This window comes from Streptomyces sp. NPDC096311 (genome assembly GCF_044763085.1).
In the GTDB taxonomy this organism is placed as follows: Bacteria; Actinomycetota; Actinomycetes; order Streptomycetales; family Streptomycetaceae; genus Streptomyces.
On the sequence record NZ_JBIWFN010000005.1, the window covers coordinates 437,901 to 461,764 of the forward strand.

Genomic DNA, 23,864 nt, shown 5'->3' on the forward strand with positions numbered 1-23,864 from the left:
GCGGCGCCAGCACACGGCGGTGCGCCAGCTCAAGGTGGTGCGCCCCCGTGGGCCTTCCTCGCTCCTGCCCAAAGGGGTCCACCGATGAGAAGTACCGGGTTCCGCCGTACCTTCGTCGTGCTCACGGCGTCCGCCCTCGCGCTCACCGCCACCGCCTGCGGTGGCAGCGACGACGGCTCCGCGGGTGGCAAGACCCGCATCACGGTCAACTGCATGCCTCCGAAGAGCGCCAAGGTCGACCGCTCGTTCTTCGAGGCCGACATCAAGGCGTTCGAGAAGCAGAACCCGGACATCGACGTCGTCGCGCACGACGCGTTCCCCTGCCAGGACCCCAAAACGTTCGACGCCAAGCTCGCCGGCGGCCAGATGGAGGACGTCTTCTACACGTACTTCACCGATTCCAAGCACGTCGTCGACGTCAACCAGGCCGCCGACATCACGTCGTACGTCAAGGACCTCAAGAGCTACGGCACCATCCAGCAGCAGCTGCGCGACATCTACACCGTCGACGGCAAGATCTACGGAGTGCCGCGCACCGGCTACTCGATGGGACTCATCTACAACCGCAAGCTCTTCCAGAAGGCCGGTCTCGACCCCGACAAGCCCCCGGCGACCTGGGAAGAAGTGCGCGCGGACGCCAAGAAGACAGCCGCGCTCGGCGGCGGCACCGTCGGCTACGCCGACTACAGCGCCCAGAACCAGGGCGGCTGGCACTTCACCGCCGAGATGTACTCGCAGGGCGGCGACGTCGTCACGCCGGACGGCAAGAAGGCCAGTGTCGACACCCCGGAGGGCAAGGCCGTCCTGCAGAACCTGCACGACATGCGCTGGAGCGACAACTCCATGGGCAGCAAGCAGCTCCTCGTCATCAACGACGTCCAGCAGCTGATGGGCTCCGGCAAGCTCGGCATGTACCTCTCCGCGCCCGACAACATCCCGATCCTCGTCAAGGAGAAGGGCGGCAACTACGACGACCTCGCCCTCGCGCCCATGCCCGGCGGCAAGGGCACGCTCATCGGCGGCGACGGCTACATGTTCAACAAGAAGGACAGCCCCGAGCAGATCAAGGCCGGCCTGAAGTGGCTCGACCACATGTTCCTCACCCCCGGAAAGGGCTTCCTCGGCGACTACGCCCGCGCCAAGCAGAACAACGCCCCCGTCGGCCTCCCCGAGCCCCGGCTCTTCACCGGCGCCGCCGACGCGAAGGACCAGCAGGTCAAGAAGGCCAACGCCAATGTGCCCGTGGAGAACTACCAGGCCTTCCTGGACGGCAACCAGAACCTGCAGATGAAGATCGAGCCGCCCCAGGCCCAGCAGATCTACTCGGTTCTCGACGGAGCCGTCTCCGCGGTCCTCACCAAGAAGGACGCGAACATCGACCAGCTCCTGAAGGACGCCTCCGGGAAGATCGACTCCATCCTGGCCCGGGGCTGACCAGGCGTATGAAGACCGCATCGAAGCCCGTGGTGCTCCCTCCGGCCGCCGTCGGCGCGCCGGAGGCACCGCGGTCGGCCGGGCGCCGGGCGGGGGGCCCGTGGCGCCGGCGCCTGGCCGACCAGTCCCGCGCGTACGCCTTCCTCGTCGGCGGCCTGCTCTGCTTCGCGCTGTTCTCCTGGTACCCCGCGATCCGCGCGGTCGTGATCGCCTTCCAGAAGTACACGCCGGGCTCATCGCCCCAGTGGGTCGGCACCGCCAACTTCACCCGTGTCTTCCACGACCCGGAGTTCACCGCGGCCTGGCGCAACACGTTCACCTTCACGCTCCTCGCCCTGCTCATCGGCTTCGCCGTCCCGTTCGTGATGGCCCTGGTCCTCAACGAACTCCGGCACGCGAAGGCCTTCTTCAGGGTCGTGGTGTACCTGCCGGTGATGATCCCGCCGGTGGTCAGCGCCCTGCTGTGGAAGTGGTTCTACGATCCCGGAGCGGGCCTCGCCAACGAGGCGCTGCGCTTTCTGCACCTGCCCACCTCGAACTGGTCCAACGGCGCTGACACCGCGCTCGTCTCCCTGGTCGTCGTGGCGACCTGGGCCAACATGGGCGGCACGGTCCTGATCTACCTGGCCGCGCTCCAGGGCATCCCGGGGGAGCTGTACGAGGCGGCGGAACTGGACGGCGCGAACATCCTCCAGCGCCTCCGGCACGTGACGATCCCGCAGACCCGGTTCATCGTCCTCATGCTGATGCTGCTTCAGATCATCGCCACGATGCAGGTCTTCACCGAGCCCTTCGTCATCACCGGCGGCGGCCCCGAGAACGCCACGGTCACCGTCCTCTACCTCATCTACAAGTACGCGTTCCTCTACAACGACTTCGGCGGCGCGTGCGCGCTGAGCGTCATGCTCCTGGTGCTGCTCGGCCTGTTCTCCGCTGTCTATCTGCGGCTGACCCGCTCGTCGGGGGAGGAGTACTCATGAGCAGCGGCACCCGCACCCTGGTCTCCCCGCTCACCCTCGCCCGCCCCCGCGGCAAGGCCCTCTACTGGACCGTCTTCACGGCCGTCGTCCTGCTCTTCGCGCTCGCCTTCCTCTTCCCGGTCTACTGGATGGTGACCGGCGCGATGAAGTCCCCGGACGAAGTGACGCGGACCCCGCCGACCCTCGTGCCCAAGGCATGGCACCTCAGCGGCTACACCGACGCCTGGGACCTGATGGACCTGCCCACCCACCTGTGGAACACGGTGGTGCAGGCCGCCGGCGCCTGGCTGCTCCAGCTCGTCTTCTGCACGGCCGCCGCGTACGCCCTCTCCAAGCTGAAGCCGGCGTTCGGCAAGGTGATTCTCGGCGGCATCCTCGCCACCCTGATGGTCCCGGCGCAGGCGCTGGTCGTGCCGAAGTACCTGACCGTCGCCGACCTCCCGCTGATCCACACCAGCCTGCTCAACGACCCGCTCGGCATCTGGCTGCCCGCCGTGGCCAACGCCTTCAACCTCTATCTCCTCAAGCGCTTCTTCGACCAGATCCCGCGCGATGTCCTGGAGGCCGCCGAGATCGACGGTGCCGGACGGCTGCGCACCCTCTGGTCCATCGTGCTGCCCATGTCCCGCCCCGTCCTGGGCGTCGTGTCGATCTTCGCCCTGGTCGCCGTCTGGCAGGACTTCCTCTGGCCGCTGATGGTCTTCTCCGACACCGACAAGCAGCCGATCAGCGTGGCCCTCGTCCAGCTGTCGCAGAACATCCAGCTGACCGTGCTCATCGCCGCGATGGTGATCGCCAGTATCCCCATGGTCCTGATGTTCCTGGTGTTCCAGCGGCACATCATCGCCGGGATCAGCGCGGGCAGCACGAAGGGCTGACACCGCCCCCGCAACAGAAAGGCAGGCACCGTGGGACAGCCCACCCATGCCCAGAACTGGTGGCGCTCCGCCGTCATCTACCAGGTGTACGTCCGCAGCTTCGCGGACGGCGACGGCGACGGCACCGGCGACCTCGCGGGCGTCCGCGCCAAACTCCCGTATCTCGCCGAACTCGGCGTGGACGCCCTGTGGTTCAACCCCTGGTACCTGTCCCCGATGAAGGACGGCGGCTACGACGTCGCCGACTACCGGGTCGTCGACCCGGCCTTCGGGACGCTCGCCGAGGCGGAGAAACTCATCGCCGAGGCGAAGGAACTGGGCATCCGCACCCTCGTCGACATCGTGCCCAACCACGTCTCCGACCAACACCCCTGGTTCCGGGCCGCCTTGGCCGGAGGACCCGAACGCGAGCTCTTCCACTTCCGTCCCGGAGGCGGCGAACAGGGTGAACTCCCGCCCAACGACTGGCCGTCCCAGTTCGCAGGCTCCGCCGAGCCCGTCTGGACCCGGCTGCCCGACGGCACCTGGTATCTCCACCTGTTCACCCCCGAGCAGCCCGACCTCAACTGGGCGCACCCCGCCGTCCGCCAGGAACACGAGGAGATCCTGCGGTTCTGGTTCGAGCGTGGCGTGGCGGGCGTCCGCATCGACTCGGCCGCCCTGCTCGCCAAGGACCCGGACCTCCCCGACTTCGTCGAGGGCCGCGACCCGCATCCCTACGTCGACCGCGACGAGCTCCACGACATCTACCGCTCCTGGCGCACCGTCGCCGACGCCTACGACGGCATCTTCGTCGGCGAGGTCTGGCTCCCCGACACCGAGCGCTTCGCCCGCTATCTGCGCCCCGACGAGCTGCACACCGCCTTCAACTTCTCCTTCCTGTCCTGCCCCTGGGACGCAAGACGCCTGCGGACGTCCATCGACGAGACCCTCGCCGAACACGCCCCGGTCGGCGCGCCCGCCACCTGGGTGCTGTGCAACCACGACGTGACCCGCACGGTCACCCGCTACGGCTGCGCCGACACCGGCTTCGACTTCGCCACGAAGGCCTTCGGTACCCCGACCGACCTCGCTCTCGGCACCCGCCGGGCCCGCGCCGGGGCCCTGCTCTCCCTCGCCCTGCCCGGCGCCGTCTACCTCTACCAGGGCGAGGAGCTGGGCCTGCCCGAGGCCGACATACCCCGCGACCGCATCCAGGACCCGATGCACTTCCGCTCCGGCGGCACCGACCCGGGCCGGGACGGCTGCCGGGTCCCGCTCCCGTGGACGGCCGACGCGCCGTACGCGGGTTTCGGCGGCGAGCCCTGGCTGCCCCAGCCGAGCGGCTGGTCCGCGTACGCCGCCGATCTCCAGGCCGCCGATCCCGGCTCGATGCTCTCCCTCTACCGCGCGGCCCTGACGATCAGGCCGGAGTTCGGCGACGGCCCGCTCACCTGGCTGCCCACGCCCGAAGGCGTACTCGCCTTCGCCCGGATCGGGCAGGAGGGGCGGCTGCTGTGCGTCGTGAACCTCGCCGACGCCCCCGCCGACCTCCCCGCCCACTCCCGGCTCCTGCTCGGCAGCGGTCCCCTGGACCCACAGGGGCGACTGCCGAAGGACACGGCGGTCTGGCTGCGCGGCTGAGACCGCGTCGACAGCGCCGACCGCATACCGCTATCCCCGCACCCCCACCACGAAGGGATCAGCACATGCACAACAGCTTCAGATCTGTCAGGCGCATGCCAACGTTCGCCACCGTCACCGCCACCACCGTCGCCCTGGCGGCCGGCATGCTGGTGATGACCGCACCCGCCGCACACGCGGCTGTCGGTGCCGACCTGCCCTTCACCTCGGTCGAGGCGGAGTCCGCCACGAGCACCGGCGCGAAGATCGGGCCCGACTACACCCAGGGCACCCTCGCCTCGGAGGCGTCCGGACGGCAGGCAGTACGGCTGACCGCGGGCCAGCGTGTCGAGTTCACCGTGCCGCGCGCGGCCAACGCGGTGAACGTGTCCTACAGCGTTCCCGACGGGCAGTCCGGCACCCTCGACGTCTACGTCAACGGCCAGAAGCTCGCCAGGACACTCGCCGTCACCTCCAAGTACTCCTACGTCGACACGAGTTGGATCGCCGGCGCGAAGACCCACCACTTCTTCGACAACGCCCGCCTGCTGCTCGGGCAGAACGTGCAGCCGGGCGACAAGGTGGCCTTCCAGGCGACGTCCACCCAGGTCACCGTGGACGTGGCCGACTTCGAACAGGTGGCCGCCGCCGCGACGCGCCCCGCCGGATCGGTGTCCGTCACCGACAAGGGCGCGGACCCCAGCGGCCAGGGCGACTCGACCCAGGCGTTCCGGGACGCGATCTCGGCCGCGCAAGGGGGGGTGGTGTGGATCCCGCCAGGCGACTACCGCGTCACCTCCTCGCTGAACGGCGTCCAGAACGTCACCCTCCAGGGCGCCGGCAGCTGGTACTCCGTCGTCCACACCTCGCGCTTCATCGACCAGACCGGCTCGTCCGGAGGCGTCCACCTCAAGGACTTCGCCGTCATCGGCGAGGTCACCGAGCGCGTCGACTCCAACCCGGACAACTTCGTCAACGGCTCACTGGGCCCGAACTCCAGCGTCTCCGGAATGTGGCTCCAGCACCTCAAGGTCGGCCTCTGGCTGACCGGCAACAACGACAACCTCGTCGTCGAGAACAACCGCATCCTCGACACCACCGCCGACGGCCTCAACCTGAACGGCAACGCGCGCGGGGTCCGGGTGCGGGGCAACTTCCTGCGCAACAACGGTGACGACGCCCTCGCCATGTGGTCGCTGTACTCGGCCGACACCAACAGCAGCTTCGAGAACAACACCATCTCGCAGCCGAACCTCGCCAACGGCATCGCGATCTACGGCGGCACCGACCTCGCGGTGACGAACAACCTGGTCGCCGACACCAACGCCCTCGGCAGCGGCATCGCGATCTCCAACCAGAAGTTCCTCGACCCCTTCTCCCCGCTCGCCGGCACGATCACGGTCTCCGGGAACACCCTCGTGCGCGCGGGGGCGATGAACCCCAACTGGAGTCACCCGATGGGCGCGCTGCGCGTCGACTCCTACGACAGCGCCATCGAGGCGACCGTCAACATCACCGGTACGACGATCACCGACAGTCCCTACAGCGCCTTCGAGTTCGTGTCGGGCGGCGGCCACGGCTACGCGACCAAGAACATCACGGTGGACGGCGCGACGGTCAGGAACACCGGCACGGTCGTCGTCCAGGCCGAGTCGCAGGGCGCGGCCAGGTTCAGCAATGTGCAGGCCACGGGGGTCGGCGCGGCGGGCATCTACAACTGCCCCTACCCGAACGGTTCCGGCGCCTTCACGCTCACCAACGGCGGCGGCAACTCCGGCTGGGACACCACCTGGGCGGACTGCTCCACCTGGCCCCAGCCCGGCGCCGGGAACCCGGACCCCGACCCGGCCCGCAACCTCGCCAAGGGCCGCCCGGCCACCGCCACCGGATCGCAGGACGTCTACACCCCAGGCAAGGCGGTCGACGGCGACGCGAACAGCTACTGGGAGTCCACCAACAACGCCTTCCCGCAGGCCTGGACGGTGGACCTCGGCTCGAACCAGCCCGCCCGCCGCCTCGTGCTGAAGCTGCCGCCCGCCGCGGTCTGGCAGGCGCGCACGCAGACCCTGTCGGTGCTGGGCAGCACGGACGGCTCGGCGTACTCGACGGTCGTCGCCTCCAAGGACTACCGCTTCGACCCGGCCACCGGGAACACGGTGACGGTCACCCTGCCCAGCGGCACGAACCTGCGCTATCTCCGGCTCAATGTCACCGCCAACACCGGCTGGCCCGCGGCCCAGTTCAGCGAGGTGGAGGCATATCTGTCCTGAGACCGAAGGCCGCCCCGCGCTTCGCCGCCTGGATCTGCTCGTACACATGGGTCCGCAGTTCGGCGAAGCGCGGGGCGACCCGGGTGTGCAACTGGTCCCGCTCGTCCGGGAGATCGACCTTCAGCTGCTCCTGTACGACGGTGGGTGAGGCGGAGAGGATCAGAACCCGTTCGCCGAGGTAGACGGCCTCGTCGATGTCGTGCGTGACGAAGAGGATCGTGATGCCGCGTTCCCGCCACAGACCCCGCACCAGGTCCTCCAGATCGGCCCGGGTCTGCGCGTCGACCGCCGCGAACGGCTCGTCCATCAGCAGGACGTCGGGCTCGTAGGCGAGCGCGCGGGCGATCGCGACGCGCTGCTGCATCCCGCCGGACAGCTGCCACGGGTAGGCCCCGGCGGCATCCGTGAGCCCGACCGACTCCAACGCGTCCGTGACCAGCTCCCGGCGCCGCGCCTTGCTCAACGGTTTCTGTTTCAGGGGCAGTTCGACGTTCTCCCGGACCCGCATCCAGGGGAACAGGCTGCGTCCGTACTCCTGGAACACGAACGCCATCCCCGGCGGCGGACCGCTCACCGGGCGGTCGTTCAGGCGTACCTCGCCCGCCGTCGGCGTCAGCAGCCCGCCCATGCACTTCAGGAGCGTGGTCTTGCCGCATCCCGACGGGCCGACCAGACAGACGAGTTCGCCCGCCTCGACGGTGAAGGTGAGGTCCCGTACCGCCTCCACCCGGCGGCCGGAACCCTCGTAGACCTTGTTCAGGCCGGATACGACAAGAGACGTGTGCATGGACCGCCCTTTCGCGAGCTTCACGGAGACCGCCGGGACACCGCGCGCTGACCGTGGTACCAGCCGAGCACCCGGCGCTCGACCAGGTGGAAGACGACCGAGAGAAGGAAACCGAGCAGGCCCAGAACGAGGATTCCGCTCCACATGTCGGGGATCGCGAAGCTCCGCTGGAACTGGACGATGGTGAAGCCGAGGCCGTTGCTGGCCGCGAACATCTCGCTGATGACCATCAGGATGATCCCGATGGACAGGGCCTGGCGCAGGCCCGCGAAGATCTGCGGGCTCGCCGCGCGCAGGACCACGCTGCGCAGCCGGGCCACGCCCGTGATGCCGTACGAACGCGCCGTCTGCGCCATCACCGAGTCGACCGCCCGCACGCCCTCGACCGTGTTGAGCAGGATCGGCCAGACACAGCCGCTCGCGATCACGGCGATCTTCATCGTGTCGCCGATACCGGCGAACAGCATGATGACGGGGACCAGGACCGGAGGCGGTACCGCGCGCAGAAACTCCAGGACCGGCTCGCACACGGCCCGCACCCGCCGGTACGAGCCGATGACCGTGCCCAGCGCCACGCCCACGACGGCCGCCGCCGCGTACCCGGCCAGCAGCCGCAGCACGCTGGGCACGAGGTCGGAGCGCAGCCGCTCGCTCGTCCAGACGTCCGGGAAGGTCTTGAGGATCGTGCGCAGCGGTGGCCAGTAGACGTTCGTACTGCCGTCGGACGCCAGCCACCAGACCGCGACGAGCAGCGCGGGCAGCGCGACGACGAAGAGCAGCCGCATCAGGAAGTGCCTCACACCGCCACCTCCCCGCGCACCGACTGGTGCCAGGCCAGCGCCCGGCGCTCCACCGTACGGGCGCCCACGTTGATGAGCAGCCCGAGCAGACCCGTGACCACCACCAGCGCGTACATGTCGGGGACCGCCTGCGAGGACTGGGCGACCGCGATGCGCGCGCCCAGCCCCGGTGCTCCGATGACGAGTTCGGCGGTCACGGCGAGGATGAGGGCCACCGCGGCGGCGAGCCGGACGCCCGTCATGACGTACGGGAGGGCCGTGGGCCACAGGACGTGCCGGACCCGTGCCCACGGGCCGAGGCCGTACGAGCGGGCCGTCTCCTCGGCTACCGGGTCGACGTCCTGGACGCCGTACAGGACCTGGACGAGGACCTGCCAGAACGAGGCGTACACGACGAGGAGGAGGACGGAGCGCAGCTCGGTGCCGTAGAGCAGGACGGCGAGGGGGATCAGGGCGACGGAGGGGATCGGGCGCAGGAACTCGATCGTCGAGGCGGTGGCCTCGCGCAGATACGGCACGACCGACACGAGCAGCCCCACGACGACACCCGCGCCGATCGCGATCGCCAGGCCCAGCGCCCAGCCGGTCAGGGTGTCGCCGAGCGCCGTCCAGAAGGCGTGGTCGGTGACCTCCTGGCCGAGCGCGTCGGCGATGCGGCTGGTCGGCGGGAAGTACGCCTCCTCGACGAGACCGAGCCGCGGCACCGCCTCGCCCAGCGCGAGGAAGGCCGCGAGCCCGGCAGCGCCCAGCGCGGCGTTCGCACCCCTCACGGCAGCAGCTTGTCGAGGTCGGGCGTCGACTTGAACAGCCCGTCCTGCTCGCCCAGTTTCTCCAGCGCCTCGATCGACGCACGGTTCGGCTCGGCCGGCCACTTCGGAAGGGTGACCTGGGCCAGTGTCGCCGCCGGGATCTTCGTGTACGTGGTGACGGCCTGGCGGACCTCGTCCGGGTGGGCATCGGCGTAGGCGAGGGACTCCGCGGTCGCCTCCTGGAACTTCTTCACCACGTCGGGGTTCTTCTGCTCGTACTGCGTCGAGGTGAAGTACATCGCCACGGTGAGGTCCTTGGCGACGTCGACGAGGGACGAGGCGATCTCCGTGGCGCCCTGGCTCTTGACGGTGGCGAGAGCGGGCTCGACCACCATCGCGGCGTCGATCCGACCGCTGTCGAGGGCGGCGGGCATCTGGTCGAAGGCCAGCTCGACGAAGTTCACCTTGGACGGGTCACCGCCCGCCTTGCGCACCGACTCGCGCACCGCCGTCTCGTTGATGTTCTTCAGCGTGTTGACCGCGACCTTCTTCCCCTCCAGTTCCTTCGCGGACGTGATCGGGCTGCCCTTCTTCACGGTGATGGCGCCGAAGTCCTTGCCCGCCACGCCCGTCGAGGCGACCCCGTTGACGACGGCCTTCACGGGCACGTTCTGGCTCTGGGCGATCATCAGCGAGGTCATGTTGCTGAACCCGAACTGGAACTGGCCGCTGACCACTCCCGGCACGATCGCCGCGCCGCCCTGCGCGGTCGTCATGGACAGCTTCAGACCGCGTTCGCTGTAGAAGCCCTTCTGCTGGCCCAGGTAGAGCGGCGCGACATCGACGATGGGGATGACCCCGACCTTGACCGTGGTGGTACCGCCGGACGACGCGTTCTTGTCCGAGGCGCCACCGCCGCCGGACGAACCGCAGGCCGACGCGGCGACCAGAAAGGATCCGACCGCGAGACCGGCGAGCAGACGACGCATGGCTCCTCCTGTGCAGACGACATGGTTCCGACAGGCTGTGCGCGCACCGCAAGGGGTGCTCAGCGGGAAGGTAGAGCCCTCGTACGGCGGGGTCAATGGCCTTGGCCAACAATATTGTTGACAGTTGGTGGGTCGGGCCCGGCCGAGACGGGTCTGCGCCGAGGCGGGCCTCCAGGGCCCCGCGGCTCACAAGTCCAGCACGAGCCGCTTCCCGAGGCACCGGGAGACGCAGATCAGCATGGTCTCGCCCGCCTCCCGCTCGTCGTCCGTGAGCACCGAGTCCCGGTGGTCCGGGGCCCCTTCGAGGACATCCGTCTCGCAGGTCCCGCAGGTGCCCTCGGTGCAGGAGAAGAGCACCTCGACGCCCGCGCCGCGCACGGTGTCGAGCACGGAGACATGCGCGGGGACGGTCAGCGTACGACCGCTGCGCGCGAGCTCCACCTCGAACTCGCCGCCCCCGCCCGTCTCTTGAACCTTCGGCCGGAAACGCTCGACGCGCAGCAGCCCGGCGGGACAGCGCGCCTCCACCGCGTCCAGCAGGGGGCCGGGACCGCAGCAGTAGACGAGCGTGCCCTCGGGGACCCCGGTCAGGACGGAGTCGAGGTCCAGCAGTCCGCACTCGTCCTGCGGAGCGACGGTCACCCGGTCTCCGTACCGCTCCAGCTCCCCGGTGAACGCCATGGAGTCGCGTGTCCGCCCGCCGTACAGCAGCGTCCACTCGGCGCCCGCCGCCTGCGCCGCGGCGAGCATCGGCAGGATCGGGGTGATGCCGATGCCGCCCGCGACGAAGCGGTAGCGGGCGGCGGGCGCGAGCGCGAAGTGGTTGCGGGGGCCGCGGACCCGGACCTTGTCGCCCGGGCCCAACTGCTCGTGCACATACGAGGATCCGCCGCGTCCGTCCGGTTCCCGCAGCACCGCGATCCGCCACGCCCGACGGTCCGCGGGATCCCCGCACAGTGAGTACTGCCGCTCGAGGCCGGCCCCGAGCACCACGTCGACGTGGGCGCCGGGCTCCCAGGCGGGGAGTTCCTCGCCGAGCGGGTGGCGCAGAGTGAGGGAGAGCACGCCATCGGCGACGAACTCCCTCTCCCGCACGACGAGTTCGACTTCGTAGGAGTTCATGATCCAAGCCCCCGTGACTCCTGTGGCCGATGTCCTTCGGGGTGGCCGAGCATCCACTCCCACATCTCGATCGGGTCCTGGGCGCTGTGCTCGGCACCGCAGTGACAGGTCCCGTGCAGCACATCGGTGCCCGGGATCCAGTCGATGCGGTAGATCTCGCGGGTCGCGAAGCGGGGAGGCGTGGTCACAGCACCGTCTCCATCGGCTTGTCGCCCTCCTCGACCAGGCGGGCGAGGATGCGGCGGGCCGCGAGACCGCCGGTGTCGATGTTGATGCTCAGCTCCTGGTAGCCCCTCCGCTCGGTGCCGAGGGTCTTCTGCAGCAGGTTGAGCGCGTCGACGTCCTGCATCACCACGGTGTGGTTGAAGTCCCGCAGGAACGTGGTGACTTCCTCGTCGTCCCTGGCGAAGTCCCGGGAGACCGCCCAGAAGTCGTAGACATGGCCGTCGCTCGACGGAGTGATCGCGTAGGTGATCTCGGTGTGGAAGCCGTTCGGGTCGCCGCCGTTCGTCTCCGGCAGCACCCCGACCGGGGCGATCCGGCTGTGCAGCAGATACAGGCACGGCGCGTGGTACTCGATGTCCTGCCAGCGGGTGATCCGGCCCTCGATTCCGGTCGAGCGGGCGTAGAACGGGGGACACTCGGCGTCGTCCATGTGCCGGCTGACCCGCACGATGCCCGCGCCCTCGTCGACCTCGGTGGTGATCGGCGTCTCGGCGACCTCGGGGGTGCCGATGTAACCGCCGTGCAGATACGTCTCGTGCGAGAGGTCGAGCAGATTGTCGACCAGCAGCCCGTAGTCGGCGTCGATGGGCTCCATGCCGCAGACGGTGGTCCAGTCCGGCGAGTCCATGTGCCGGGCGCGGGGGATGCCGTCCGGGTCGGCGAGCGCCGGGTCGCCGATCCAGACCCAGACGAACGAGTCCTGCTCGACGACGGGGTACGAGGCGACCCGGGCCGTGCGCGGTATGCGTTTTTGCCCCGGCACGTACACACAGCTGCCGGTCGTGTCGTACGTGAAGCCGTGGTAGCCGCACACGATCCTGTCGCCGTCGAGCCGGCTCTCCGAGAGCGGGAAGCGGCGGTGCACACACCGGTCCGCCAGCGCGACGGCCGTCCCCTCGTCCTCCGTCCGGTAGAAGACGAGCGGTTCACCGAGGATCGTCCGCCCGAGCAGCTCCCGCCCGACCTCGTGCGTGTAGGCGGCGACGTACCACTGGTTCCTGGCGAAGGCGGTCATGTGCGGCATGGCGTCTGGCTCCCGTCTCTGTGGCGTGGCGTCATCGTCTGCAAGGGCTTCGCAAGGCCGCAATACCGCTTCCGCCTCACGGAAGCGCACTTCGAAGTTGCCTGCTCAGAAGGGCTACTTGCTGCGTTCGGTCCGGGGAAATATGAGCCTCGGGTCGAATCCGGGTCGAATGGGCCCGGTTTTCGCCCCGATGGAGTGTTGTTGCAGATGAGCGCGGTGGTGAGACTTGCCCGCAGCCGCCCCCAATGGCTTGATGGCGTTGGCCGAAGACCCACTGACCGTTTTCAGACGCTGCTTGTCGCTCCACACGTTCCGGACTCGGCCCGGATCTTCGGGTGGTGTTCGTGGATTGGACGCGTTCAGATCGCTGGGCGCGGTGGTTACGGCAACTTCGGGTCCCGGGGGCTGGCGGCGGATGCAATGAGGCGCCGCTCGGGTGGTTGCCGCAAGGTGATGCGGTAGCGAGATGGTTGCCAGGGATGCCGCTGCGGGCGCAGGCCCAGCAGGTTCTTCGTCTGCTTGTGGTACACGTCCTCGCCCATCTCTGACCTGCGCCGGAGGTGCACGTGACGGGTGTACCGCGGCGCCATGGCCCGTGGCTGGTCCGGATCCTGCCCGGGTGTTCGGGTGGCAGCGCTGGGGGCGGGGTGCCGATTGCTACGGTCATGGACACGACTCACGGAGGGGCATCCGCTAACATAGAATAATTAGGTAGATGAATGGCCCAGTGGTGTGGTGAGGAGTGGCCGTGGATTTCGGGCTGACCGACGAGCAGGACCTGTTGCGCGCGACGGCACGGCAGTTCGTCGCCGACGTGTGTCCGGCCGAGAAGGCCAAGCAGTGGGACGAGGACGGCGTCGTACCGCCCGAACTGTTCAGCGGTATGGCCGAGCTGGGCTGGTTCGCCCTCCCGTTCGGCGAGGAGGAGGGCGGCGATGGCGGCGGACCACTCGAACTCATCCTGATCGCCGAGGAACTGGGCCGGGCCAGTTTCGACGTCGCCATGTGCTACATCGGGGTGCTCATCCCCGGGATCACGGTGTTCCGGTGGGGCAGCGAAGCGCAGCGCGACTTCATCCGCGAGCAGGTGATGACGGGGCGCCACCGGCTCGCCGTCGGCCTCAGCGAGCCGGACAGCGGGTCCGACGCCGCCGCACTGCGCACCACCGCCGAGGACCACGGGGACCACTTCCTCGTGCGAGGTCAGAAGGCGTGGTGCACGGGCGGCGGCCTGCCCGACACCACCATCGCCACTTACGTGCGCACCGGGCCCCGCGAGCCCAAGCACGCAGGCATCAGCCTCCTGCTCGTCGACCCCTCGACGCAGGGTGTCGAGGTGCGCCGGACGCCGACGCTGGCCCGGCACATCCTGGGCACCAACGAGGTCTTCTTCAACGACGCCTTGGTCCCCAAGGAGAACCTCGTCGGCCCGCGCGACGAAGGCTGGAAGGTCATGCTCTCCAACATCGAGCTGGAGAAGGTGGTCATCAGCGGCGGCTACCTGGGGGCCGCCCAGTCCACCCTGGACGAGATGCTGGAGTACGCCCGCACCCGGCACGCCTTCGGCCGCCCGATCGGCAACTTCCAGTCGCTCGCCCACGCCATGGCCGACCTGCAGACCGAGATCGACTGCGCCCGGCTGCTCGCCCACCGCGCCGCCTGGCTGCTCGCACAGGGCAAGCCGTGCACGCGGGAAGGATCGATGGCGAAGCTGAAGGGGTCGGAGACCTATGTGGCGGCCGCCCGGCTCGGGATGCAGGTCCTCGCGGGGCACGGCTTCTCGACGGAGAGCGTGATGAGCTTCCGGTACCGGGAGTCGATCGTGGCCACCATCTCCGGGGGCACGAGTCAGATCCAGCGCAACGGCATCGCCCGCAGCATGGGGCTGCGCTCCTACTGACCCTCGGCGTCGGCGCGTTGACCGGCGAGCCACTCCTCGTGCCGGGCGAAATGGCCCGGGTCACGGGTCACCCAGATCCCGGAGGCCCGGGCCAGCACGGCGCGCGTCGGCAGCAGCACCATCTCGCCCGCGATGTACCAGCGGGAGCCCTCGCGTCGTTCGACCCAGGCCCGGACCTCCAGCGGGCGCTCCACCGGCACCGGCTTGACGAAGCTCACGCTCAGTTCCGCCGTCACGCTCAACACCCTGTGCAGCAGCGGGAGATGCCCGAGGCAGTCGTCCAGGACGGCCGCCGTCCAGCCGCCGTGCGCCACGTCGGGCCCGCCCTCCTGGTCCCGCGGGCAGGCGAGCTCGAACCGTGCCACACCGTCCTCGTCGAGCCGCTCGCGTTCCACACCGAGCCGGCAGGAACCGGCGGCGCGGCACGCGCCGCACAGAGCCACCCCGCCGGGAGTGCGGGGCGGCTCTTGGAAGTTCGCCCCGGTCCATTGTTTGGTCCCGTGCGTCGTCCTCGACATGCTGGAACTCCTCGTGTCAGACATCTGCAAACTCAGACATCGGCAAGCAACGGGCGCAGCTTCCCGGCGATGAGCTGGACCTGGCGGGCGACCATTTCCTCGGGCATCCCGGCCAGCGAGGCCCACAGGAACACACCTTCCACCGGCAACCCTGCCACGTACGCCTTGACGGCCTCGGCCGTCTCCTGTGGTGTGCCGTACAGGAACTGACCGACGCCGGTCGCGTTGAGCCCCGTCTCCCGCCACTTCTCGGGGTCGATGGGGCGGGGGAGTGGCTGGTCGGTGCCCTCGACCATGTAGCGGCGGTAGCTGTCCCACTGGTACCGCAGATGCTTGCGCACGACCGGCCAGTCGCCCTCGGGGTCCTCGGTGACGAACGTCGTGAACGAGCCCTGCATGCGGGCCGCCGACACGTCGTACCCGCCTTCGACGAGCCCGTCCCGGTACGGCGTCAGCAGTGCCGGGTTGAGCGACAGCAGCCCGGTGCCGAGCCGGCCGGCCCGCCGGGCGCCCTGCGGGCCCTGGTAGCCGAGCCAGATCGGCAGGGGATCCTGGAGCGGACCGGGGGTGACCAGGGACTCGGCCCACAGCCCGCGGATCTCCCGTACGCGCTGATCGGTCGTGGTGTAGCGCTTGGCGAGGTCGGCTCCGAAGAGCCGGTACTCGGGCACGCGATAGCCGGTGCCCAGCCCGAGGTCGAGGCGGCCGTCGCTGATGATGTCCACGAGCGCGGCCTGTTCGGCGAGTTCGGGGGCCGCGTGCAGCGGGGCCGGGATGACCGCCGTGCCCAGGCGCACCCGGCGGGTGCGGGCCGCCGCCGCGGCCGCCATGGTGAGCGGCTGGGGGAGGTACCCGTCCTCGAAGCCGTGGTGTTCGGAGAACCAGACCGAGTCGAGGCCCAGCCGGTCCGCCTCCTCGCACATCTCCAGGGCGAAGCCGTACACCCGCGACCAACGCTGCCGCCACGGCGGCGGGTTGCGCATGTCGAAGTAGATGCCCACCTTCATGAGAGGCCTCCTCCTGTTTCGTCGGCCGTGAGCCGGATCGTCGCGTGCGCGATGGCCACCCCCTTCCCGGGCGGCAGCAGCCGTACCGGCCGCAGTTCCAGTGCCTCGATCTCGGGGAGGTCCTCCACCATCGCCGAGATCCGCACGACGGTCTCCTCGAGAGCCGCGAACTCCACACCCCGGCTCTCCAGCAGGGGAGTCGCCCGCAGCGAGCGGACCATCTCCCGGGCGTCGCGGTCGGTGAGCGGGGTGACCCGGTACGCGATGTCCGCCATGAGATCGGCGTAGTCCCCGGTCAGACCGAAGGCGACCACCGGCCCGAAGACCGGGTCGGCGCTGACGGAGAGGAACGCGTCCGGGCCGGGACCGTGTTCCGTGTCCCGTACGGCGATTCCGTACGAGGCGAGCAACTCGGCGGCGATCCGTGTGGAGACCGGGCCGGGAGGGCATCCGGCCAGCAGCGAGCGGGCGCGCTCGACGTCGACTCCTGGGAGATCGGGCACGACACCCGCCGGGGTGCTGCGCCAGGTTTGGTAGGCAGCCGCGTGTCCGAGCGAGCCGGCCGCCGCCTCCGGGAACGTGTACGTCGGCACGACCAGGTCGCCCCGGTGCAGGAGGTCGGCGACGCCCGCGCCGCCCAGGAAGCTGGCCACCACCGGTTTCTCGGGCCGGGCCGCGGCCGCGTCGAGGATCGCCGACGCCACCTCGTCGGCCTTGTCCGCCAGCGGCGGCATGAACAGGACGATGACCGTGTCGATGCCGTCGTCTGCCAGGGCCGTGTCCAGTGCCTGCCGGTAGTGGGCGGCGGTGGCCGTGGGGGTCAGGTCGATCGGGTTGGAGACCTCAGCCCGCGGCGCGAGGGCCGAGCGGAGTGCCTGGCGGGTGTGCTCGCCGAGTGCGGGTACGCGCAGACCGCTCGCCGCGCAGGCCCCGACCGTCAGTGCCGCGGGCCCGCCCGCGTTGGTGATCACGGCGACCCGGTTGCCGGGTGGGGGAGGCTGGTGGGCGAGCAGCAGGGCCACGTCGAACAGTTCCTGCAGGCTGCGGGTGCGGATCACGCCGGACTGGGCGAACAGCGAACTCACCGCCGAGTCGGCATGGCCCGGGTGGACCGCGACGATCGGCTTGCGCGGCGCGATCCGGCGGGCGACGCGGGCGAACCGGCGCGGATTGCCGAAGGTCTCGACGTGCAGCAGGATCAACGAGGTCCCCGGATCCTCCTCCCACCACTGCAGCAGGTCGTTGGTGGACACGTCCACGGCGTGCCCCACGGACACGAAGCCGGAGAAGCCGAGCCGTAGGCGCCGGGCGTAGTCGAGCACGGCGAGCCCGAGCGGCCCCGACTGACTGGACATCGCGACCCGGCCGGGCGTCGGCAGGGCGGGCGAGAAGGTCGCGGCCAGCCGCGCCTCGGGAGTCGTGTTGACGACGCCCATGCAGTTCGGGCCCACCAGCCGCATGCCGGAGGCACGGGCGAAACGGGCCAGCTCCAGCTCGGACGCCCGGCCCTCGACTCCGGTTTCCCCGAAGCCCGTGGAGACGACGACCACCGCCTTGACACCGGCCTCGGCGCACTCGCGTACGGCATCGGGTACGGCGTCGGCGTGCACGGCCACGAGCGCCAGATCCGGCGGCTCGGGAAGCTCTCGGACGTCGGCGTACGCGCGAACCCCGGCGATCTGCTCGGCCTGCGGGTTGACCGGGAACACGCTGCCGCCGAAGCCGCCCCGCAGCAGGTTGGCCACGATCTCGTGTCCGATCGTGAGGGGGCTGCGGTTGGCGCCGATCACGGCGACCGACCGCGGTTCGAGCAGGGGTCTCAGGGAGCGCCGTACGGCTGTGTGCTCGCGGCGCTCGGCCCGGGCGACGGCCAGGGCCTGTGGGTCGATGGCGATCTCGAAGCGGATGATCTGGCCCGGCGGGCCGGTCTCGATCCGGAAGCCGGAGCCGAGGAACACGCTGATCATCCGGGTGTTGTCGGCGAGGACATCGGCCTCCAGCACCCGGATGCCCCGCGCGCGGGCGGCGGCGGCGATGTGCTCCAGGAGCAGTCGGCCGAAGCCCTCGCTCTGGTGGTCGTCCCGGATGGTGAAGGTGACCTCGGCGTGCTCCGGTTCGGCCGGGTCACGGACATAGCGGACCACGCCCGCGATCTCCTCGCCAGCCAGAGCGACGAGTGCCAGCTCATTGAGGTAGTCCACGTGCGCGCCGCGTCGGATGACGTCGTCACGCAGCCGGGTCACCGGTCCGAGGGAGCGGTAGGCCAGGGTGGCTCGTGACAGGCTGCCGACGAAGTCGACCAGGCGGTCGGCGTCCTCCGGCCGGATGGGCCTGAGGAAGGTCGACCGCCCGCTCCTGACGAGCCCGGGCCGCTCCAGGTCCTCGGGGTAGGGAGGAGTGGTCACGGTGTTCCGCCGCCGTTCAGACGGCCGCCTCCTGGGGAGTCTGCTCGGGCAGCTTGAACAACTCGTTGAAGGTGCCGCGTGTGACGCGCTCGCGGATGTCGTCCGGCACGCTGTCGAACAGGTCGTGCAGCGTGGACTGGGTGTGGCCGTAAGTGCCTTCCAGGTGGGGGTAGTCGTCGCCCCACATCACATTGCGGTAGCCGGTCGACTCGACGATCTCCACCGAGCTCTTGTCGTGCTGGAAGGACGCGTACACCTGCTGCCGGATGATCTCGCTGGGCAGCCGGCTCAGCTTCGGGCGGACGAACATGCCGTGCTGGCGGTACGCCTCGTCCATCCGGTCGCCGATGGCCGGCACCCAGCCCGCGCCGCCCTCCGCGATGAGGATCTTCAGGTCCGGGTGGCGGTCGAGGGCGCCGCCCGCGACCATGTGGGACACCACCCTCATGCCCGGATAGGTCGTCTCCATGTAGTTGACGACCGCGCCGCCGGGACCGCGGAAGACGACGTTCTCGCCGCCTGTGCCGATGTGGAAGCCGAGTACGAGACCGGCCCGCTCGACCGCGGTCCACAGCGGCTCCCAGCGGTCGAGCGCGTACTCCTCGCCGGGTCGGGTCGCACACGGCATGAAGATCGCCTGGAAGCCCATCTCCGCGACCCGCTCGACCTCGGCCACCGCGTCGTCGATGTCGGCGGTCGAGACGCATGCGGTGGTGATGACGCGCTTGTTCCTGCTCAGGATCTCGTCGTACGCCCAGTCGTTCCACGCCCGTACGGTCTCCCGGGCCAGCTCCCGGTCGGTGATCGACACGAGCCAGAACCCCATGGAGGGGAAGGCCAGTTGGCCCCAGACGCCCTCCTGGTCGAGGTCCTTGAGGCGGACCTTCAGATCCCAGGCACCAGGCGGACGCATGGCGTCCATGAAGTCACCGAGCTGGCGGTCGATGCGCTCGCCGTCGATGTAGAGCAGCTCGTACTTCTCGCCGCGCTCGCTGCGCGGGGCGCGGGCGCCGAGGCGGGCCGGCAGCCTCTCGGTCCACACGTCGGCGGGTTCCATCACATGGGAGTCCCCCGAGTTGACCCAGATCTTCGACGACATGACGCTCCTTCGGGGTCAATGGATGCAATTAGTTAGCGATTTTAGTTGTATGGACGGTGGAAAGGGAAGGCCGTGCGGGCGGCGGATCAGCTGCGGCGCCGCTCGATCTCCTCCACCAGCTGCGGCAGCACCTGGAAGAGGTCCCCGACGACGCCGTGATCGGCGAGCTCGAAGAGGGGGGCGTCGGCGTCCTTGTTGACGACGACGATGGTCTTGGACGTTTGCATGCCGGCCCGGTGCTGGATCGCGCCGGAGATGCCGGCGGCCAGGTAGAGCTGCGGGGAGACCTGGGTGCCGGTCTGGCCGACCTGGTGGCTGTGCGGGTACCAGCCCGCGTCCACGGCGGCCCGGGACGCCCCGACGGCCGCGCCCAGGGCGTCGGCGACCCGCTCGATCACGGCGAAGTCGCCGTTCACGCCCCGACCGCCGGAGACCACGATGTCGGCCTCGGTCAGCTCGGGGCGGTCGCCGCGCTCCCGCGGTGTGCGGGACAGGACCTGGACCGCGGCGGAGGCCGGGCCGAAGGTGATGTCCTGCTTCTCGACGACCGGGGTGATGGGGGCGGGCTCTGGGGCGGTGGCGTTCGGCTTGACCGTGACGACCGGGACGCCTTGAGTGACGTGGGCCGTGACCTGGTACGTCGCCGCGAACACCGACTGCTCGGTGACCGGGCCGTCTGGGCCGGGGTTGACGTCGACGGCGTCGGTGATGAGCCCGGAGCCGAGTCGGAGCGCGACCCGCGCGGCGGTCTCCTTGCCGTCCGGGCCGGACGGCAGCAGGATCGCCGCCGGGCCGGTGCGCTCCGCGATCTGGGTGAGGGCGTCGACGGCCGGGGTGACGAGGTACTCGTCGACCTCGGGGGCGGCCACGATGTAGACCTTGTGGGCGCCGTACCGGCCGAGCACCTCGGTCGCGGTGCCCGCCCCAGCCCCCAGGAAGACGGCCGAAGGTTCGCCCAACCGGCGGGCCAGCGTGAGGAGTTCGAGGGTCGGCTTGCGTACGGCGCCGTCGCTGTGGTCGACGAGGACGAGGATCTCGGCCATGGTGCCGCACTCCTTTCCGAAGTGAGGTCGGGGAAGAGTCAGGGGGGTGGGTCAGATGAACTTCTTGGCGGTCAGGAACGCGGCCAGTCCGGTGCCGCCCGTTCCTTCGTCGACGGCGATCTCGCCCTTCGTGCGCGGCGGACGCCTGGTCGCGGTGTCGACGGCCGAGCGGGCGGCACCGCGCCCGACCTGCTCCGCGTCCAGCCCGAGGTCGGCGAGGTCGAGGGTCTCCAGCGGCTTCTTCTTCGCGGCCATGATCCCCTTGAAGGAGGGATAGCGGGCGTCCCCGGAACGGTCGGTCACCGACACCACGGCCGGCAGTGCGCCCCGGACGCGCACGGTCGCCCCGTCGCTCTCGCGGCGACCGGTCACCGCACCGTCCTCGACCGTCAGCTCCTCGACGTGGGTGACGGCCGGGACGCCGAGCCGCTCGGCAAGCAGCGCCGGTAGGACGCCCATGGTGCCGTCCGTCGAGGCCATCCCGCACAGCACGAGATCGAAGCCGTGCCGCTCGATGGCTTTGGCCAGGACGAGCGACGTACCGAACGCGTCGCTGCCCTCGATGTCGTCGTCGCTGACATGGATCGCCGAGTCACCGCCCATGGCCAGCGCCTTGCGCAGCGCGTCGCGCGCGTCGTCGGGACCGACCGTCAGGTAGCTGATCTCGGCGTCGACGTCGTCCGACTCGGCGAGCCGCAGGGCCTGCTCGACCGCGTACTCGTCGAGTTCGGACAGGAGCGAGTCGACCGACGCGCGATCGGTGGTGCCGTCCTCGGTGAAGGTGCGGTCCGCCGCGGCGTCGGGCACGTGCTTCACGCAGACAACGATCTTCACGGCGCCCTCCAGTAGGTTGAATGAGTGATAATAGTTAACTATATCGGCGAGCGCGGCGCGAGGCCTGACCTTGAATCCGTCGAATTGGTTGACTGATTGCGCTGATAGCTGGAAGATCTGGGCACTGAGCCGCGAGGAGGCGCCATGGTCGCTGACAGGGACACCACTGACAGGTATTTCGAGCCTCAGGTGGAGACCATGCCCCGCGAGCAGCTGCGGGCGGGGCAGGAGAAACAGGTCCTGGAGCTCGTCGAGCACGCCTACATGAACTCGGCCTTCTACCGGGAGCTCTGGGACGAGCACGGGGTCCATCCGCGCGACATCCGGTCTCTTGAGGACTTCCGGACGCGCGTGCCGTTCATCACCAAGGACATGGTGCGCGCCCACCGAAGCCGCACCGGCGACCCCTTCGGCGGCCTGCTGTGCGTCCCGGTCGAGGAGCTGACCTCGGTCTCCTCCAGCTCGGGCACGACCGGCGACCCGGAGTTCTTCGCCGAGATCTGGCAGGACGCTCCGCCGCTGGTGACCGCGCAGGTGCGTGACCTGTGGGAGCTGGGCCTGCGGCCCGGCGACCGCGTGCTGAGTCCGCCCGGTACCTTCCGCAACCTCATGGACCCCGGATACCAGGCGCTGGGCGCCGTGGTGATCGAGGTCGACACCTGGATGGGGAAGATGCACGAGGTCGTCGAGGCGCTGCGCACCTACCGGCCGGCCTATCTGCAGATGATGTATCCGCAGATGGTGGAGCTCGAGCACCTGGCGGAGAAGACGGACCTGAGAGAGGCGTTCTCCTCTCTCAAGGGTGCCTCCTGCGCCGGGCAGCCCCTCAGCCGGAAGATGCGCGAGCGGATCCGTGACGACTGGGGCATCGACGTCTACGAGTACACCAGCGCCGCCGACACCGGCACCGCCTGGGAGTGCAGTGAGCACGACGGCTTCCACCTCTGGGAGGACACCGTCTTCGCGGAGTGCGTGGAGGTCGACGAGGACGGCTGGCGTGATGTCCCCGATGGTGACCTCGGCGAACTGGTCGCCACCGACCTGGACAACCGGGCCGCACCGCTGATCCGTTACCGCAGCGAGGACCTGGTCCGCCTGTCCGGCGAGACATGCGGCTGCGGCCGTACCCACGCCCGGATGTGGGTGGCCGGACGACGCGGCGACGAGACGCTGGTCCAGGGGCGTTCCGTGGTGCTGCGGGACATCTGGCAGGCGGTGGAGGACCAGCCGGAGACGGTGGCCGGAGTGTTCCAGATCGTCCGGGACCGCCGCGAGGTCGACGAACTGCGGCTGCGCGTCGGCTACGACCCCGCACTCACCGGCGACGTCGACGCCCTGGCCGGCCGGCTGGGCGAAGCCGTGCGGACACGGACCGGAGTCCAGCCGGTGCTCGACCTGCGCACCGAGGAGGACCTGTTGAAGACCATGACCAGCGTCGCCAAGTTCCCCCGGGTGGTGAAGAGCTGATGGCCCGCGCCGACACCCTGGCCAGGGCCAGGACCCTCGACCGCCCCGAACTCGCCTACCTCGTGCGCTTTCCCACCGCCGACGGCATGGGGGAGACCGAACTGACCTGGGCCGAACTCGACCAAGACACCGACTGGGTCACCGCGCGCCTGCGCGAGCACGGCCTCACCGCCGGGCAGCGGGCGCTGCTGACCATGTCCGGCTTCGAGGGCTTCTGGGGACACGCGGCGATCGGCGCCCTGCGCGCGCTGAAGGTGACATACGGCATCGCGGAAGCAATGGGCTGGGACCACCGCCGTACCTCGGTCTTCCACCGCGAACTGCGCCCGCACGCCGTGATCGGCCTCTCCGCCGAGACCCTGGAAGGACTCTCCGGAGCCGCCGACATCGGCGAGATGCTCCGGCCGATGTCCGTCGTCCTGGCCCGGCCCGCCGCCGTACCGATGCTCCGCGCGGTGGGCGTGCCCGCCTGCGTGCTCTCGCCCGTCGGACCGGCGCTCGCCGTGGAGTGTCCCGAGCGGAGCGGCGCGCACGTCAACGCCGTCGAGTGGCGGGTCGGGGAGCGGGACGGGGAGCTGTCCGTCGCTGCGGGGGAGGGGCGCGCCTCGCCGCTCGCCGAGACACCGCTCGGCATCGCCGGGCGTGTCGTCACCGGCCGGTGCGCCTGCGGAAGCGAGGACCCACGGGTCCTGTTCGGCGAGGCCGACCAGCTTTCATCAACGAGGAGTTGA

The 23,864-nt window shown here is 69.8% G+C and carries 21 protein-coding genes; 8 read left to right on the plus strand and 13 right to left on the minus strand.

Going from position 1 to position 23,864, the window contains the following annotated elements; genetic code table 11:
- The first annotated feature begins 84 nt into the window (after positions 1–84).
- The 5 genes from ACIRA5_RS16215 to ACIRA5_RS16235 all read left to right on the plus strand — a co-directional run bounded on the left by ACIRA5_RS16215 (position 85) and on the right by ACIRA5_RS16235 (position 7,164).
- The gene (locus tag ACIRA5_RS16215) at positions 85–1,434 is read left to right on the plus strand and encodes an extracellular solute-binding protein (protein WP_403691209.1); all 1,350 of its coding nucleotides are present in this window, start codon (positions 85–87) and stop codon (positions 1,432–1,434) included.
- An 8-nt stretch (positions 1,435–1,442) separates the two neighbouring features.
- Entirely contained in the window at positions 1,443–2,414 is a 972-nt protein-coding gene (locus ACIRA5_RS16220; RefSeq protein ID WP_403691211.1) for a carbohydrate ABC transporter permease, read from the plus strand.
- A complete protein-coding gene (locus ACIRA5_RS16225; protein ID WP_067361564.1) occupies positions 2,411–3,292 on the plus strand; it encodes a carbohydrate ABC transporter permease in 882 nt (293 codons plus the stop codon). The genes ACIRA5_RS16220 and ACIRA5_RS16225 overlap by 4 nt, the downstream gene beginning before the upstream one ends.
- A gap of 30 nt (positions 3,293–3,322) precedes the next feature.
- Positions 3,323–4,915: a glycoside hydrolase family 13 protein gene (locus ACIRA5_RS16230; protein ID WP_403691212.1), complete on the plus strand. Its 1,593-nt coding sequence runs from the start codon at positions 3,323–3,325 to the stop codon at positions 4,913–4,915.
- Positions 4,916–5,010: 95 nt separating this feature from the next.
- Positions 5,011–7,164 (plus strand): discoidin domain-containing protein, encoded by a 2,154-nt coding sequence (locus ACIRA5_RS16235; protein WP_403691213.1) that lies wholly within the window; start codon positions 5,011–5,013, stop codon positions 7,162–7,164.
- Here the strand turns inward: ACIRA5_RS16235 and ACIRA5_RS16240 are convergent.
- The 7 genes from ACIRA5_RS16240 to ACIRA5_RS16270 all read right to left on the minus strand — a co-directional run bounded on the left by ACIRA5_RS16240 (position 7,136) and on the right by ACIRA5_RS16270 (position 12,860).
- Entirely contained in the window at positions 7,136–7,951 is an 816-nt protein-coding gene (locus tag ACIRA5_RS16240; RefSeq protein WP_403691215.1) for an ABC transporter ATP-binding protein, read from the minus strand. The two genes, ACIRA5_RS16235 and ACIRA5_RS16240, sit on opposite strands and share 29 nt — an antisense overlap.
- 20 nt (positions 7,952–7,971) lie before the next feature.
- Positions 7,972–8,736: an ABC transporter permease gene (locus tag ACIRA5_RS16245; RefSeq protein ID WP_403691345.1), complete on the minus strand. Its 765-nt coding sequence runs from the start codon at positions 8,734–8,736 to the stop codon at positions 7,972–7,974.
- Positions 8,737–8,747: 11 nt separating this feature from the next.
- Positions 8,748–9,521, minus strand: a complete 774-nt coding sequence (locus ACIRA5_RS16250) for an ABC transporter permease (RefSeq protein WP_403691216.1) — start codon at positions 9,519–9,521, stop codon at positions 8,748–8,750.
- Positions 9,518–10,489: an ABC transporter substrate-binding protein gene (locus tag ACIRA5_RS16255; protein ID WP_403691218.1), complete on the minus strand. Its 972-nt coding sequence runs from the start codon at positions 10,487–10,489 to the stop codon at positions 9,518–9,520. The genes ACIRA5_RS16250 and ACIRA5_RS16255 overlap by 4 nt, the downstream gene beginning before the upstream one ends.
- Before the next feature lie 186 nt (positions 10,490–10,675).
- Complete coding sequence (locus tag ACIRA5_RS16260) at positions 10,676–11,611, minus strand: PDR/VanB family oxidoreductase (RefSeq protein WP_403691220.1); 936 nt, start codon at positions 11,609–11,611, stop codon at positions 10,676–10,678.
- Complete coding sequence (locus ACIRA5_RS16265) at positions 11,608–11,799, minus strand: hypothetical protein (protein WP_075030435.1); 192 nt, start codon at positions 11,797–11,799, stop codon at positions 11,608–11,610. The genes ACIRA5_RS16260 and ACIRA5_RS16265 overlap by 4 nt, the downstream gene beginning before the upstream one ends.
- Complete coding sequence (locus tag ACIRA5_RS16270) at positions 11,796–12,860, minus strand: Rieske 2Fe-2S domain-containing protein (protein WP_403691222.1); 1,065 nt, start codon at positions 12,858–12,860, stop codon at positions 11,796–11,798. Before ACIRA5_RS16270 ends, ACIRA5_RS16265 begins: the two co-directional genes overlap by 4 nt.
- 748 nt (positions 12,861–13,608) lie before the next feature.
- Here ACIRA5_RS16270 and ACIRA5_RS16275 point away from each other — a divergent pair.
- Positions 13,609–14,760: an acyl-CoA dehydrogenase family protein gene (locus ACIRA5_RS16275; protein ID WP_403691224.1), complete on the plus strand. Its 1,152-nt coding sequence runs from the start codon at positions 13,609–13,611 to the stop codon at positions 14,758–14,760.
- Here ACIRA5_RS16275 and ACIRA5_RS16280 read toward each other — a convergent pair.
- The 6 genes from ACIRA5_RS16280 to ACIRA5_RS16305 form a co-directional block, all read right to left on the minus strand.
- The gene (locus ACIRA5_RS16280) at positions 14,754–15,278 is read right to left on the minus strand and encodes a PaaI family thioesterase (RefSeq protein WP_403691226.1); all 525 of its coding nucleotides are present in this window, start codon (positions 15,276–15,278) and stop codon (positions 14,754–14,756) included. The two genes, ACIRA5_RS16275 and ACIRA5_RS16280, sit on opposite strands and share 7 nt — an antisense overlap.
- Positions 15,279–15,310: 32 nt before the next feature.
- The gene (locus tag ACIRA5_RS16285; protein ID WP_403691228.1) at positions 15,311–16,285 is read right to left on the minus strand and encodes an LLM class flavin-dependent oxidoreductase; all 975 of its coding nucleotides are present in this window, start codon (positions 16,283–16,285) and stop codon (positions 15,311–15,313) included.
- Positions 16,282–18,690 carry a GNAT family N-acetyltransferase gene (locus ACIRA5_RS16290; RefSeq protein ID WP_403691230.1) on the minus strand — a complete coding sequence of 803 codons (2,409 nt, stop codon included), beginning with the start codon at positions 18,688–18,690 and terminating at the stop codon, positions 16,282–16,284. Before ACIRA5_RS16290 ends, ACIRA5_RS16285 begins: the two co-directional genes overlap by 4 nt.
- 16 nt (positions 18,691–18,706) lie before the next feature.
- Positions 18,707–19,789: an amidohydrolase family protein gene (locus ACIRA5_RS16295; protein WP_403691232.1), complete on the minus strand. Its 1,083-nt coding sequence runs from the start codon at positions 19,787–19,789 to the stop codon at positions 18,707–18,709.
- 86 nt (positions 19,790–19,875) lie between these two features.
- Positions 19,876–20,832 carry an electron transfer flavoprotein subunit alpha/FixB family protein gene (locus ACIRA5_RS16300; RefSeq protein WP_403691233.1) on the minus strand — a complete coding sequence of 319 codons (957 nt, stop codon included), beginning with the start codon at positions 20,830–20,832 and terminating at the stop codon, positions 19,876–19,878.
- A gap of 51 nt (positions 20,833–20,883) precedes the next feature.
- Positions 20,884–21,648: an electron transfer flavoprotein subunit beta/FixA family protein gene (locus ACIRA5_RS16305; protein ID WP_403691346.1), complete on the minus strand. Its 765-nt coding sequence runs from the start codon at positions 21,646–21,648 to the stop codon at positions 20,884–20,886.
- Between the two features lie 162 nt (positions 21,649–21,810).
- Here ACIRA5_RS16305 and ACIRA5_RS16310 point away from each other — a divergent pair, with 162 nt between their 5' ends.
- Together ACIRA5_RS16310 and ACIRA5_RS16315 are read left to right on the plus strand one after the other, a co-directional pair.
- Complete coding sequence (locus tag ACIRA5_RS16310; RefSeq protein WP_403691235.1) at positions 21,811–23,133, plus strand: phenylacetate--CoA ligase family protein; 1,323 nt, start codon at positions 21,811–21,813, stop codon at positions 23,131–23,133.
- Positions 23,133–23,864 (plus strand): hypothetical protein, encoded by a 732-nt coding sequence (locus ACIRA5_RS16315; RefSeq protein WP_403691237.1) that lies wholly within the window; start codon positions 23,133–23,135, stop codon positions 23,862–23,864. Before ACIRA5_RS16310 ends, ACIRA5_RS16315 begins: the two co-directional genes overlap by 1 nt.

Bases quoted from the DNA above. Each gene is read 5' to 3' on its own strand.
- ACIRA5_RS16215 (WP_403691209.1), top strand. From the start codon at position 85: ATGAGAAGTACCGGGTTCCGCCGTACCTTCGTCGTGCTCACGGCGTCC.
- ACIRA5_RS16220 (WP_403691211.1), top strand. From the start codon at position 1,443: ATGAAGACCGCATCGAAGCCCGTGGTGCTCCCTCCGGCCGCCGTCGGC.
- ACIRA5_RS16225 (WP_067361564.1), top strand. From the start codon at position 2,411: ATGAGCAGCGGCACCCGCACCCTGGTCTCCCCGCTCACCCTCGCCCGC.
- ACIRA5_RS16235 (WP_403691213.1), top strand. From the start codon at position 5,011: ATGCCAACGTTCGCCACCGTCACCGCCACCACCGTCGCCCTGGCGGCC.
- ACIRA5_RS16240 (WP_403691215.1), bottom strand. From the start codon at position 7,951: ATGCACACGTCTCTTGTCGTATCCGGCCTGAACAAGGTCTACGAGGGT.
- ACIRA5_RS16245 (WP_403691345.1), bottom strand. From the start codon at position 8,736: ATGCGGCTGCTCTTCGTCGTCGCGCTGCCCGCGCTGCTCGTCGCGGTC.
- ACIRA5_RS16255 (WP_403691218.1), bottom strand. From the start codon at position 10,489: ATGCGTCGTCTGCTCGCCGGTCTCGCGGTCGGATCCTTTCTGGTCGCC.
- ACIRA5_RS16260 (WP_403691220.1), bottom strand. From the start codon at position 11,611: ATGAACTCCTACGAAGTCGAACTCGTCGTGCGGGAGAGGGAGTTCGTC.
- ACIRA5_RS16270 (WP_403691222.1), bottom strand. From the start codon at position 12,860: ATGCCGCACATGACCGCCTTCGCCAGGAACCAGTGGTACGTCGCCGCC.
- ACIRA5_RS16280 (WP_403691226.1), bottom strand. From the start codon at position 15,278: ATGTCGAGGACGACGCACGGGACCAAACAATGGACCGGGGCGAACTTC.
- ACIRA5_RS16285 (WP_403691228.1), bottom strand. From the start codon at position 16,285: ATGAAGGTGGGCATCTACTTCGACATGCGCAACCCGCCGCCGTGGCGG.
- ACIRA5_RS16295 (WP_403691232.1), bottom strand. From the start codon at position 19,789: ATGTCGTCGAAGATCTGGGTCAACTCGGGGGACTCCCATGTGATGGAA.
- ACIRA5_RS16300 (WP_403691233.1), bottom strand. From the start codon at position 20,832: ATGGCCGAGATCCTCGTCCTCGTCGACCACAGCGACGGCGCCGTACGC.
- ACIRA5_RS16310 (WP_403691235.1), top strand. From the start codon at position 21,811: ATGGTCGCTGACAGGGACACCACTGACAGGTATTTCGAGCCTCAGGTG.
- ACIRA5_RS16315 (WP_403691237.1), top strand. From the start codon at position 23,133: ATGGCCCGCGCCGACACCCTGGCCAGGGCCAGGACCCTCGACCGCCCC.